The following is a 13,342-nucleotide window of genomic DNA, read 5'->3' as shown; positions in this document are numbered from 1 at the left end:
ATAAATTATTCGACGACGAGACATCAAAGGATTGGAGGATCGAATGGACGGGAATCCGTTTCTGAAAATACAAAGCCTAGGCCGAGCGCTGATGCTGCCGATCGCAGTGCTGCCGGTGGCGGGCATCTTGCTGCGTCTCGGGCAGCAGGACGTGCTCAACATCAAGATGATCGCCGACGCGGGCGGCGCCATCTTCGACAATCTGCCGCTGTTGTTCGCGATCGGCGTTGCAGTCGGCTTTGCGAAGGACAACAACGGCGTTGCGGCGCTCGCGGGCGTGATCGGCTATCTGATCGAAGTCGCGGTCATGAAGGACATCGATCCGAAGCTGAACATGGGCGTGCTGTCGGGGATCATCGCGGGCGTGGTCGCGGGGCTTCTGTACAACCGCTACAAGGACATCAAGCTGCCCGATTACCTGGCGTTCTTCGGCGGCAAGCGCTTCGTGCCGATCATCACCGGGCTCGTGTGCGTGGTGCTCGGGATCGTGTTCGGCTACGTGTGGCAGCCGGTGCAGCACGCGATCGACGCGGTCGGCCAGTGGCTGTTGACCGCGGGCGCGATCGGCACGTTCGTCTACGGCTTCCTGAACCGCCTGCTGCTCGTCACGGGCCTGCATCACATCATCAACTCGCTCGTCTGGTTCGTGTTCGGCACGTTCACTCCGGCCGGCGGCGCGGCGGTGACGGGTGATCTGCACCGCTTCTTCGCCGGCGATCCGGGCGCGGGCAGCTTTATGGCGGGCTTTTTCCCGGTCATGATGTTCGGCCTGCCCGCCGCTTGCCTTGCGATGTTTCATGAGGCGCCGAAGGAGCGCCGCGCGATCGTCGGCGGGCTGCTGTTCTCGATGGCGCTGACCTCGTTCCTGACGGGCGTGACCGAGCCGATCGAGTTCAGCTTCATGTTCCTCGCGCCGGTGCTCTACGTCATTCATGCGGTGCTGACGGGCTTGTCGCTCGCGATCTGCCAGTTGCTCGGCGTGAAGCTCGGCTTCACGTTCTCGGGCGGCGCGATCGACTACGTGCTGAATTACGGGCTGTCGACGAAGGGCTGGGTGGCGATTCCGCTCGGCCTGGCGTATGGCGCCGTGTATTACGGGTTGTTCCGCTGGTTCATCCGCAAATTCAATATGGCGACGCCGGGCCGCGAGCCGGCCGGCGCCGATGCGCAAGCCCAGTCGTTCGCGGCGGGCGGCTTCGTCGCGCCGACGGCGGGGGCGGCCGTGCCGCGTGCGCAGCGCTACATCGCGGCGCTTGGCGGTGCGGCGAATCTCTCGGTCGTCGATGCATGCACGACGCGCCTGCGTTTGTCGGTCGTCGATCCGGACAAGGTGTCGGAAGCCGATCTGCGGACAATCGGCGCGCGTGGTGTGCTCAAGCGTGGCGGCAGCAGCGTGCAGGTGATCATCGGGCCGGAGGCGGATCTCATCGCCGACGAGATCCGCACGGCCGTTAGCGGCGGCGCGGGCGTTGCCGGTGCCGCGGCTTCGGCGGCGGTCCCGGCTGCGGCGGCCGACTCGGCGCCGACGGCCGGCGCATCCGCGAGCGGGCAGACTGGGCCGCTCGATCCGGACCCGGCGCGCTGGCTCGCGGTGTTTGGCGGTGCAACCAACGTGGCGGCGCTCGACGCCATTGCGGCGACGCGGCTGCGCGTGGTCGTGCGCGATCCGTCGGCGGTCGACCGTCAGCGTCTCGCGGCGCTCGACGTTGCGTGGGTGGCGGCCGACACGTTCCATATCGTCTGCGGACAGTCGGCGTCGCGCTATGCGCAGTATCTGGCGGCGCGTCTGCCGTCGACGGGCGGCGGTGCGGCGGCTCAGCCGGCTTGATGTCGCGCGAGTAGGGCGCGGTCCTCGTGCGAGTGGGGCGCAGGGGCCGCGAGCAGTGAGCAAGGGCGGTAACGGCCATCCGAGGCCCGTTACCGCTCTTTTGTTTTTCAGCCGGGGCAGCGTGGCGGTTCCGGCGTCCGGCCGCCCCTGACGTCTCGATCGGCTGGCCCCTGCCGGCGCAGGCCGAGCCTTTTATCGGCCCGGCTCGGCCCGTGTACCGTGCATCCATGCATCACTTTCACTCGTTCGTCAGCACGAACGTCGGCTCCCGATACCCAATGCCCGCACGCTGCAGCTTGGCGAGTTCGCGCTGCTTCAGCACCGTCGCGAAACCGGCCCAGTCGTGTTCGAGCGCGGCCTTGTCGACGTGATGGGTGTCGCCGAGCTTGTAGCGCACGCCCGCCGCGTAGGGCAACTCCCAGTCCGCCTTGTGCCACGCGCGCTCGGCGAGCGCGAGAAGCCTCGGGTATGCCATGTATTCGAGCAGCCGGTCGTTACGCATCACTTCCCCCCAAGCCTGCCCCTGGATGCCTTCGATTCGCGGTGCGGCGCCGGTGCCCGTCACGTCGAACGGATTGCCGTCGCGATCCCCGAACAACTCGGCGTTTTGCGGCAGATTTTCCGGCGCGAAAGAGAACACCTTGTACTCGTCGGTCGCATGCGAGCCCCAGTAATAGCCGCGTTCGCGCGGGTTCGTCGTGTATGGGAAATCGAAGTACAAATAATCGGGCAGCGCGAGCACCGTCTCGTAACCATTCGTGCTCCAGTCGCGCGCGCTGTCGGCCGCGCCCCAGAACACGGTGTCCCACAGCGACACCATCACATGCTTCGTGCTGAAGTCCTGCGGACCATTCGCATGCTTGAGACCGTCTTGCCAAGCGGCCATCGTGCCGATGCCGTTGGCGGCAACGATCGCGCTGACCTGTTTCGCGAAGCGCGTCGGCAACTCGTCGATCGATTTGATTTCGCCACGCTGCAACAGCGCGTTGCATATCGGTGAGCGGGCCCACGGCTTGTCTTGAGCGGCGAGGTCGACGCGCCCCTTGCCGGGATCGGTGCCGTCGAGCGCCTGGAATCCGGCGCCGAGCAGGATGTTCTTCGCCTCGTCGCCGCCGAAGTGCCAGGTGGCGAGCGGCGCTTGCGCGTCGGCGTGCATTGCCGCGATTTCGCGGATCACCTTCGACGCGAAGTTCAGCGCGCCGGGCACGCACGGATTCAGATCGCTGCGCCGGTCGTAGAACTGAACCGTCGTGAGCCGCGACCTGTCCTGCGGATCGAGCAGACGGTATGCGTTCGCCTCCTGTTCGCGGCCTGCGGCGTGCAGGCGCCGATAGCGCGCTTCCATCGTCACGACGGCCGCGCGCGAGTGCGCGGGCATGTCGATTTCGGGAATCACTTCGACAAAGCGGCTGGCCGCATAGCGCAGCAAGCCGATATAGTCGTCGCGCGTCAGATAGCCGCCGCCTGAGCGGTTATCAGGCCCTGAGCCGAGTTGCGGCAGCAGGCAGCGCGTTTCGCTCGGATCGTGGCAGCGGCGTGCGCCGATCTCGGTCAGCTCCGGCAGCCCCGGAATCTCGATTCGCCAGCCTTCGTCGTCGGACAAATGCAGGTGCAGCCGGTTGAGCTTGTACGCGCTCATCTGGTCGATCAGGCGGCGCAGCGTCGCGGGATGCTTGAAATTGCGCGCGAGATCGACGTGCATTCCGCGATGCGGGAAGCGCGGCGCGTCTTCGACGAGCATCGCCGGAATCCGTCCGCCGCCTGCGGGCGCGAGCGAGAAGAGCGTCTGCACGCCATAGTAGAGGCCGGCCGTATCGTAGCCTTCGATAAATGCGCCGCGCGGGCCGATCGTGAGCCGGTAGCCGCCCGGCACCGCGATATCGGCGGGCAGCCGGCGCGGCGCGAGCACGCCCGCAACCGGCGCGCTGGTCGCGCTGTCGAGCCCCAGCGTGCCGGCGCGTTCGCGCAGCGCGGCGACGTGCGTGGGCGCAAGATCCGGCAGCATCAGCGCGACACCGCGCAGTTCGAGCGCGCCGCCGAGCGCGCGCTGGCGCTTCACGCTAGGCAGCGCGCGGTTCGCGACCGGCTGCGCGGCCACGGCTGGCGCGTTGCCGGCCGAATTGCTCTGCGCATCGGCCGGCAGGGATTCGACGTAGCGCGTCTCGTCGTCGGTGTCGTTGTAGCGGAGCACCGCGGGCGCCGCGCCCGCGACGACGACATACGGCCGAGGCAGCACGTCGCTGTAGCGCAGGAACCAGTACTCGGCGACGAACGGCAGCTCGACGCGCTCGCCCGGCGCGAGTTTGAGGGTGCCGGCTTGCGGCGTCAGCTCATACAGATCGCCCGTCAGGTGGCGCAGCGTGAAGCCTGGCCGATCGATCTTGAAGAGCCGGCGGATGCTGTGCAGATAGAGCCGCCAGTTGCCGTCCGTGATGAGCTGGCGGCCGCGATTTTGCAGGATCAAGCGGCCGGTCGCGCAGCTTGCCCAGTCGGCGCCGAGATTCGTGCACGGCACGCCGGCCGATGCGGCGTGGTTGTTGTCGATGGCGACACGCAGCGCGAGGCTGTTCGACAGTAGAGCCGCAAGCGTGCCGGGCACGACGGGGCGTGCGGGGCTCGCCGTCGGGCCGGCGGTTTCGGGCGCGGCAAGCTGCGCGTGCGCGGCGACCGGCAGCAAAGTGGCCACGGCCAGCCAGCCGGCACCAAAAAGACGGGGAATCAGGTTCATGTGGAGTCCTTGGGAAAGGTACGGCGATACGACGCCGTTGGATTACGTCGCTGCAATCGGGTCTTTCAAGGAAGCGGGAAAAAGGCCGCCGCGAGCGGGCCGTGGCGAAAGCGACAGCGCAGGCCGAACGGGAACTGGGATGTCTCCTCCGCCAATGGGATGCGGCCTGTCGACGGCCTCCAGAGGATCTTATGAAACCTTTTATTGGTGTTCAAGTGGTATTAATTTGGATTTGTATTGGCATTTAATTTGGCGAAAAAAAAGCTCTCGCGTGAGGCGAGAGCGTGGTTTGTTGCAAGCGATCGATCGTTGATTGCGTGAGGCGGTGGAGCGCGGACGTTCGCGGGGCAGCTTGGCTGCTTACGCCGCGTCGTGGTGCCCGTCATGCGCGCGTCACGCCCGAGCCGCGTTTCTGACGCGCCTCGAGCCACATTGCATTGATCGTGCCGAATGCGAGCGCGACGCCGATGCCGAGAATCCAACTGAAGTACCACATGATTCGACTCCTTCCGATTTCTTGCTTCTTGCGAACGGTTCCAACGCTGCGCGAATCCGGCGCTGCCGCCCAAGCGGACCGGCGCCGGTCGAGCGCAACGTTAATACATTGAATGCCGGTTTTCGTTGAGCACGTCCGGCGTGACTTTGCCGCGCACCACGCGGTACACCCAGCCCGTATAGAGCAGGATGAGCGGCAGGAACACGATCACGGCGCCGAGCATCACCTCGAGCGTTAGGCGGCTGGAGGTCGAATCCCAAACGGTGAGGCTGCTCTTCGGGTCGAGCGAAGAGGGCATGATGAACGGGAACATCGAAAAGGCCGCAGTCAGAATCACGCCGACGATCATGAGGCCGGTGCAAACGAACGCGGTCTTCTCGCGCTTCGAACCGGCCAGCCATGCTGCGATCAAGCCGCCCGCGATGCCGACAGCGGGGGCGGCGAGCATCCACGGATACTGGCCGTAGTTCGCGAACCAGAGGCCCGAGCCGGCCGCGACCTGCTTGACGAGCGGGTTCGCGACAGTATCGACGGGCGCAGCCTGCGTGATCCGATAGCCGTCGACGAATGACGCGACGAGCACGCCCGCGATCGCGAACAGCACGGCCGCGGCGAGCGCCGATACGCGCAGCGCGAACGCGGCGCGCTTGGCGATCGCGCCGTCCGTCTTCATTTTGACGAACGCGGCGCCGTGGGCGACGAACATCGCCAGGCTCACCAGCCCGCACAGTAGCGCGAACGGATTCAGCAGCGCCCAGAAACTGCCGTGATAGCTGACGCGCAGGTCGCTGTCGAATGCGAACGGCACGCCTTGCAGCAGATTGCCGAACGCGACGCCGAACACCAGCGCGGGCACGAAGCCGCCGGCGAACAGTCCCCAGTCCCAGCATGCGCGCCAGCGCGGATCGTCGCGCTTGCTCCGATAGTCGAAGCCGACCGGGCGGAAGAACAGCGCAAACAGCACGAGCAGCATCGCGAAGTAGAAGCCCGAGAACGACGCCGCATAGACGAGCGGCCACGCGGCGAACATCGCGCCGCCCGCCGTGATGAGCCACACCTGGTTGCCTTCCCAGGTCGCGCCGACGGTGTTGACGACAATACGGCGCTCGTCGTCGGTCTTGCCGATGAACGGCAGCAGCACGGTCGCGCCCATGTCGAAGCCGTCGGTCAGCGAGAAGCCAATGATCAGCGCGCCGACGAGCACCCACCAGATCACCTTGAGAGTTGCGTAGTCCATAGCGATTCCTTGTCCGAATTCGATCGTGCGGCGCGCATCACGCGGCCGTCTTGCCGACGGCGTTGCCAAGCCCGTGTACGGCCTGCTCATAGTGATAGCGGCCGGTGTGCAACGAAGACGGGCCGAGCCGCGCGTACTTGAACATCAGCGTGATTTCGACGATGAACAGCACCGTGTAGAACAGGATGAAGCCGGCGAGACTCAGGTACAGATCGGTGGGGGTGAGGCTCGACGCGGACAGGTGCGTCGGCAGGATGCCGGCGATCGTCCACGGCTGGCGGCCCACTTCGGCAACGACCCAACCGAACTCGGCGGCGAGCCACGGCAGCGGAATCGCCCACACGGCCCAGCGCAGGAACCAGCGGCGCTTGTCTTGCAGCAACTGCCGGCGCGCGCAGAACCAGAACGCGGCGATGAACGTCGCGAGGAACAGCAGGCCGAGGAACACCATGATGCGGAACGAGAAGAACACGGGCGCAACGGGCGGGATGGTTCGCTTCGCGGCTGCCTTGATCTGCTCGGGAGTCGCGTCCGTCACGTTCGGCGTGAATTGCTTGAGCATCAGCCCGTAGCCGAGATATTGTTTGTGCGCGTCGAAGGCCGCCTTCGTCTCGGCGCTGGTATCGCCCGACTTCAGCTTCTGCAGCGCGCCGTAAGCGATCATGCCGCTCCGGATATGCGCTTCGCTGTACTTCGCGAGATCGCGCAAGCCGATCACCGGCTCGTCGATCGAGCGCGTTGCAATCAGGCCGAGCGCATACGGAATGCGGATGGCGTAATCGGTCCGTTCGGCCTGCTGGTTAGGGATGCCGATCAACGTGAACGATGCGGGCGCCGGCTGCGTCTCCCATTCGGATTCGATCGCGGCGAGCTTCATCTTTTGCACTTCGCCCGTTGTATAGCCGGATTCGTCACCGAGCACGATCACGCACAGCGTCGACGCGAGCCCGAAGCCCGCCGCCACCGCGAACGAGCGCAGCGCGAAATCGATGTCGCGGCGCTTGAGCAGATACCACGCCGAGATGCCGAGCACGAACATCGACGCGGTCACGTAGCCGGCCGACACGGTATGCACGAACTTCACCTGCGCGACCGGATTGAAGATCACGTCGAAGAGATTCGTCAGCTCCATGCGCATCGTCTGGTAGTTGAACTCGGCGCCGACCGGGTTGTTCATCCAGCCGTTCGCGACGAGAATCCACAGCGCCGACAGGTTCGAGCCGAGCGCGACGAGGAACGTGACGATCAGGTGCTGGACTTTCGACAGGCGCTTCCAACCGAAGAAGAACAGCCCGACGAACGTCGATTCGAGAAAGAACGCCATCAGCCCTTCGACGGCGAGCGGCACGCCGAAGATATCGCCGACGTAATGTGAGTAGTAAGACCAGTTCGTGCCGAACTGGAATTCGAGCGTGATGCCGGTGGTCACGCCCATGGCGAAGTTGATCCCGAAGAGCTTGCCCCAGAACTGGGTCATGTCCTTGTAGACTTCCTTGCCGGTCATCACATAAACCGCTTCCATGATGACGAGCAGCCATGACAGGCCGAGCGTGAGCGGGACGAATAAAAAATGGTAGAGCGCGGTAATGCCGAACTGCAGACGCGACAGTTCGACGACTTCACTGCTTATCATGGCGGTCTCCGTGGGTGGATGCGTGTGGCGGCGCCGCCGACAGCAGTTGCGCGGCGACGGCGGCAGGCGGCAGCGACATGTGCTCGGCCTGCGGATGGTTGAAGAATGCGTACTTGAGCGCGACGAGCAGGATCAGCTTGACGGTTAGCACGAGCGTAATGTCGCGCGCGAAGCTCGGGCCTTGGGCCCATTCGACGATCCGGCTGCGCCGGCCGGGCGGCGTTGGGGGATGCGGCGTTTTTTTGTCGGCGAGGGTCGAAGCCATGATGTCCAGAATGACGTGATAGGCATGGATCTGCGCCGGCTTCGCGATGCGCTCGGGCGCGCGCGGCATGGCTTGGCCGGTCATCCCAATTGTAGGAGGACTCCTTGCCAACTCGGTGTATGGCGCTGCGGCACACCGTCGCTAAATGCGCGTGGAAATTTGAGTTGGCTCAATAAGTGAGCGAATCGGGCGGGGTCGGGTGAAATTTTGCGCCGCATTGGCCACTGAACCAGCCGCGAATCCGCGCGCAGGCGCCATAAAAAAATCACGGAAAGTGCTTGGCGCAGCCAGATGGCGGAAGAGGCGAACCGCAGTAGCAGCCGCAAATAAAAAAGCCCGCTGCCGAGCGACAGCGGGCTTGCGCCGAAGACTTGGCGGCCCGGTTGGGCCGGTCTTTCTATGCGTATGCGGCGAGCGCCGTGCGCATCTTTTTCATTGCGCTCGCCTCGATTTGGCGAATACGCTCCGCCGACACGCCGAATTCGGCGGCGAGATCATGCAGCGTCGAGCCACCCGAACCGTCGTCGTCGACGTTCAGCCAGCGCGCCTCGATGATTCGGCGGCTGCGCGCGTCGAGCGAATCGAGCGCTTGCGCGATGCCGTCCGTCTGCAGCATGTCGCGCTGCCGCGCGGCGAGCACGGCGGTCGGCTCGTTATGCGAATCGGCAAGATAGGCGATCGGCGCATACGACTCCTCGCCGTCTTCGACCTGGCCTTCAAGCGCGATATCACCGCCCGCGAGACGGGTTTCCATCTCGGCGACTTCCTCACGCTTGACATTCAGTTCTTGCGCGAGGCCGTCGATTTCCTCCGGCGTGAACGCCTGAGCGCCTTTCTTGTGGCTGCGCAGATTGAAGAACAGCTTGCGCTGCGCCTTCGTCGTCGCGACCTTCACCATCCGCCAGTTGCGCAGGATGTATTCGTGAATCTCGGCCTTGATCCAGTGGATCGCATACGACACGAGCCGCACGTTCTGCGCGGGGTCGAAGCGCTTGACCGCCTTCATCAGGCCAATGTTGCCTTCCTGGATCAGGTCGCCGTGGGGCAGGCCGTAGCCGAGATAGTTGCGCGAGATCGACACGACGAGCCGCAGGTGCGACAGCACGAGCCGGCGCGCGGCGTCAAGGTTGTTGTGCTCGCGGAACTCGGTTGCGTACTGGCGCTCTTCGTCGGGCGTGAGCAGCGGAATCCGGTTGACGGCCTGGATATACGCGTCGATGTTGCCAAGCTGGCCGGGCAGCATCGAATGGGATGCGAGCATCAGCGAGCCTGCCGATGCGGCCTTAGCGGACGCCGGGCACAGGGTATTCGGAAGGGTCAATGCGTTGCTCACGTAAAAAACTCCTTTGGAATCAGGGACAAGCCCCGTTAGTGAGACGATTCCAGGCTTAATCTTAGCACTCCATCAACCAGAGTGCTAATTCTTAGAAAGCTTGTGCCCGCCAGAGTTCCCATTTCGCTATCGGTTTTTTAAATTGATAGCTGTTCTTGAGATGCCATTCTGGCTGGCATACGTAAGCTATTGTTTTGCGAACGATTCAAACAAATGCTGCTGATTCTTGTGGAAACAGAAGAAAACCATTTCGTCTGACGATGCCAACCGAAAAAGTCCTTTACCATAAGATGCTGTTCGCTCGAGCCGGCCGTCATCCACCGATCGGTGGCGGCGAGGCTCTATTCAACCTGAGAAGTTGGAGTGACTAAATGAACTATAAGAAGAATCGCGCTCGGACAGGGCGGGCCGTTGCGCGGATTGCCGTCGCGGCCGCATTGCTGGGGGTTTCCAGCGTCGCCTGCGCGGACCGTTGGGGTGTGCAGCTCGGCGGCGGCATCGGCGACCATGATGTGAAGAAGGGCGACATCGCCGTGGTCTGGGATCCGAATTGGACTTGGTGGGAAATCGGCGGCTGGCATTTCGCGTTCGTTGCGGAGGGGCACGTATCGTACTGGCGGTACACGGGCGACGCGGCGATTCACAGCAACGTCTGGGAATTCGGCGCGACGCCGGTGTTGCGCTTCATCAAGGGTTCGGGCTACGTGCGGCCATTCATTGAGGCGGGCGTCGGCGTGCGCCTTCTCACGCATCCGACGATTTCGAGCCGTTACTCGATGTCGACGGCGTTCCAGTTCGCCGACATGGTGGGCATCGGCGCACAATTCGGGGATCGTCAGCAGTATCAGGCTGGTTTTCGCTTTCAGCACGAATCCAACGCAGGTATCAAACATCCGAATCCTGGTATAAATTTCAGCCAACTCTACGTGCAGTACAACTTCTGACCGGCGCGCGAATGCGCGCACGCAGTTGAGGAGTATGGCGATGGTGGCGAAGGGGATCGATGCGATTCGCGCGCTCGAGCGCGACCGGTTTCGTGCGATGGTCGACGGCGACGGCGAGGCGCTCGATGCGTTGTTGTCCGACGATGTCTACTTCGTGCACACGAACGGCAAGCGCGAAACCAAGCAGCAGTTCATCGACGCGATCGCGACCGGCCGTCGCCGCTATCGGCAGATCGAGATTCAGTCGCAGGACGTGCTGCCGATCGGCGAGGCCACTTTCGTCATCGTCGGGCGTGCGCTGATCGAAATGGAAACGAACAACGGCGGCTTGGTGTTTCCGATCGCGTACACCGCGGTGCAGACGCAGGAGAAAGGCCGCTGGCGCCTTTTCGCGTGGCAGGCAACACGCTGCGCGACCGAGGGCTAGAAGCCCCTCATGCTCGTGGCGGGCTTGCGCGGGCGGCCAGGTCGGCGAAAACATTCCATTCGGGAAACGTGCGTTTGCGCCTGCCTATGCCCGCCGGCGCCGCTCATCGCTGCGATCGTCATTCGTGGCTATCGTGCTTGCTGTGCCGGCACGGTATCGCTATTGCGGGCGCAAACGTGCGCATGCACGCCCGCTATGGGGATGCACACGCGCTGCATATCCGGCGCCGCTATTTTTCCCGCCGTGCGTGTTGCTTATTGCCGATTATTTTTATTTGATTGGGTTTCGAGTCTTTGGGTGGATTTTCAATCGAAGCAGGAAGGATTGACGGGCCCCTGATCGGGGCCTTTTCATTTGCAGCGGCTTCGTGAGCCGCGATTTCGTGCCGGCGCCGCGGATCTCGCTTGCGCCGGCAACGCGCGCCTTGGTGCGCCGCGCGTTGCAGCCGTACTGGCCGGCTCGCTCGTGCTCTATGGTGACCGGCGTGCGTCCGTGCCGCTCAGGCAGCCGCCCGCCGCTTGTCATGGCTCCATGCCGAGCGGTTGATCGCGCTCACAACCGCATCCGTGCCCGCGGCGGCCGGATCGCGGTGCACGCCCACGCCATGCCGCAGCGTCGCGCCGCCGACCTTCGCGCTGACGAACACCGCGATGTCGCCTTGCGCGGTGCGCTCGACCTCGCACGACATCACCTCGATTGCCACGCCTGCCGCCGCGGCGAATGCGGCGGCCGACTGCCGCACCGCGCTTTGCGCGTCACCGGCGGGGGCAAGCGTGATCTCGCGATCGAGCCAGCTCGCCGATGCGCCTGCCCGCGCGGCCGGCCCGGTCGTTTGCAGATATTCGCTGGCAAACAGCGTGCAGATCGCGTCCGCGGTCACTTCCTCGCCCGAAGCGTCGGCCGAGGCCTGCACGGCGTGGCTGAATTCGATTTGCACGCGGCGCGGCGGCGTGAACCCCATCCCGCGCTCGAGCAGATAGGTCGCGCCGCCCTTGCCTGATTGGCTGTTCACGCGAATCACCGCGTCATAGCTGCGGCCGAGATCGGCGGGATCGATCGGCAGATAGGGTACCTCCCAGCGCGCGTCGGGCTGCTGCTGTGCGAAGCCCTTGCGGATCGCATCCTGATGCGAGCCTGAGAATGCGGTGAAAACGAGATCGCCCGCGTAAGGATGGCGCGGATGCACGGGAATCTGGTTGCAGCGCTCGACGGTGTGCCGTACTGCGTCGATATCGGAGAAATCGAGGCCCGGATCGATGCCCTGCGTGTACAGGTTCAGCGCGAGCGTGACGAGATCGACGTTGCCGGTGCGTTCGCCGTTGCCGAACAGGCAGCCTTCGATGCGCTCCGCGCCCGCGAGCAGCGCGAGTTCGGCCGCGGCCACGGCGGTACCGCGATCGTTGTGCGGATGCACGGACAGCACGATGCTGTCCCGGTAGCTGAGATGGCGGTCCATCCACTCGATCTGGTCGGCGAACACGTTCGGTGTGGCTGCTTCGACGGTCGCGGGCAGGTTCACGATCATCTTGCGCTCGCGCGTGGGCCGCCATGTTTGCGCAACCGCGTCGCACACCTCGCGCGCGAACGACAGCTCGGTCATGCTGAACGTCTCGGGCGAGTATTGAAAGGTCCAATGCGTGCCGGGGCGCGCCCGCGCGTGCTCCTTGATGAGCCGGGTGCCGTCGACGGCAAGCGCCTTCACTTCTTCCTTCGACGCGCCGAATACGATCCGGCGAAACGACGGGCAGATTGCGTTGTACAGATGGACGATCGCGCGCGGCGCGCCTTCGAGCGCATCGAACGTGCGCGCGATCAGATCCTCGCGCGATTGCACGAGCACTTCGATCGTCACGTCGTCGGGAATGCGGTTTTCGACGATCAGCTTGCGCACGAAATCGAAGTCGGTCTGCGAAGCCGACGGAAACCCGACTTCGATTTCCTTGAAGCCGATCGCGACGAGCCTCTCGAAAAACTCGAGCTTCTTGTCGATGCTCATCGGCTCGATGAGTGCCTGATTGCCGTCGCGCAGATCGGTGCTCATCCAGACCGGCGCGCGCTCGATCGTGCGGCTCGGCCATCGGCGTGCGTTGATGCGCACGGGTTCGAACGGTCGGTATTTGTCGGCGGGATTGCGTTGCATCGTGACCTCGAGTGTCGAGTCGCGAGCGAAGACAGTGACGGCATGACGCGCCGGTAGGCGCCGCCTGCGCACGCTCATGCCGGATTGCACGACGCACGCGGGAATCTTCGCGTTTCGCCCGGCGGATCGACGGACGAAGGCTGACGACTATGGGTTGTAAAAAACAGCGAGAAGGAAACTGCGGGAACTGCTAAGGCGGGACCGCGCCGGTGCGGCACGGCGCCACGACAGCTTTACGCTAGTCGTAGCGATAGCGGCCGCGCTAGGCGGCCGGAAGTAATTCGGAGGGTGTTCTGATAGGAACGCATGGC

At 64.3% G+C, this 13,342-nt stretch carries 10 protein-coding genes; 3 read left to right on the top strand and 7 right to left on the bottom strand.

The annotated features are described in order from the left end of the window. Positions 1-43: 43 nt before the first annotated feature. On the top strand, positions 44-1,828 hold the full coding sequence (gene nagE / locus WS68_RS04665) for an N-acetylglucosamine-specific PTS transporter subunit IIBC (protein ID WP_059569676.1): 1,785 nt from the start codon (positions 44-46) through the stop codon (positions 1,826-1,828). Positions 1,829-2,066: 238 nt separating this feature from the next. On the opposite strand, the gene WS68_RS04660 is transcribed toward nagE, so the two are convergent. From WS68_RS04660 to rpoH, 6 genes are all read right to left on the bottom strand, one after another. Continuing rightward, the gene (locus tag WS68_RS04660) at positions 2,067-4,556 is read right to left on the bottom strand and encodes a family 20 glycosylhydrolase (protein WP_059569675.1); all 2,490 of its coding nucleotides are present in this window, start codon (positions 4,554-4,556) and stop codon (positions 2,067-2,069) included. Positions 4,557-4,938: 382 nt separating this feature from the next. Beyond that, positions 4,939-5,052, bottom strand: coding sequence for a cytochrome bd-I oxidase subunit CydX (cydX, locus tag WS68_RS04655; protein WP_059569674.1), 114 nt, complete (start codon positions 5,050-5,052; stop codon positions 4,939-4,941). 100 nt (positions 5,053-5,152) lie between these two features. Further along, positions 5,153-6,289 (bottom strand): cytochrome d ubiquinol oxidase subunit II, encoded by a 1,137-nt coding sequence (gene cydB, locus WS68_RS04650; protein ID WP_059569673.1) that lies wholly within the window; start codon positions 6,287-6,289, stop codon positions 5,153-5,155. Positions 6,290-6,326: 37 nt separating this feature from the next. Then, positions 6,327-7,922 (bottom strand): cytochrome ubiquinol oxidase subunit I, encoded by a 1,596-nt coding sequence (locus tag WS68_RS04645; RefSeq protein WP_059569672.1) that lies wholly within the window; start codon positions 7,920-7,922, stop codon positions 6,327-6,329. Then, entirely contained in the window at positions 7,909-8,187 is a 279-nt protein-coding gene (gene cydP / locus WS68_RS04640) for a cytochrome oxidase putative small subunit CydP (RefSeq protein WP_059569713.1), read from the bottom strand. Before cydP ends, WS68_RS04645 begins: the two co-directional genes overlap by 14 nt. A 397-nt stretch (positions 8,188-8,584) precedes the next feature. Then, on the bottom strand, positions 8,585-9,520 hold the full coding sequence (rpoH, locus tag WS68_RS04635; RefSeq protein ID WP_059569671.1) for an RNA polymerase sigma factor RpoH: 936 nt from the start codon (positions 9,518-9,520) through the stop codon (positions 8,585-8,587). A 371-nt stretch (positions 9,521-9,891) separates the two neighbouring features. Between rpoH and WS68_RS04630 the strand changes: the two genes are divergently transcribed. Together WS68_RS04630 and WS68_RS04625 are read left to right on the top strand one after the other, a co-directional pair. Further along, positions 9,892-10,464, top strand: a complete 573-nt coding sequence (locus WS68_RS04630) for an acyloxyacyl hydrolase (RefSeq protein ID WP_059569670.1) — start codon at positions 9,892-9,894, stop codon at positions 10,462-10,464. A gap of 40 nt (positions 10,465-10,504) precedes the next feature. Continuing rightward, positions 10,505-10,891, top strand: a complete 387-nt coding sequence (locus WS68_RS04625) for a nuclear transport factor 2 family protein (RefSeq protein WP_059569712.1) — start codon at positions 10,505-10,507, stop codon at positions 10,889-10,891. Positions 10,892-11,390: 499 nt separating this feature from the next. Here the strand turns inward: WS68_RS04625 and leuA are convergent, their stop codons facing one another. Further along, the gene (leuA, locus tag WS68_RS04620) at positions 11,391-13,031 is read right to left on the bottom strand and encodes a 2-isopropylmalate synthase (RefSeq protein WP_059569711.1); all 1,641 of its coding nucleotides are present in this window, start codon (positions 13,029-13,031) and stop codon (positions 11,391-11,393) included. Between the last annotated feature and the right edge of the window lie 311 nt (positions 13,032-13,342).

This window comes from Burkholderia sp. TSV86 (genome assembly GCF_001522865.1).
GTDB lineage: Bacteria > Pseudomonadota > Gammaproteobacteria > Burkholderiales > Burkholderiaceae > Burkholderia.
This window is presented reverse-complemented; position numbering and strand designations above follow the sequence as displayed.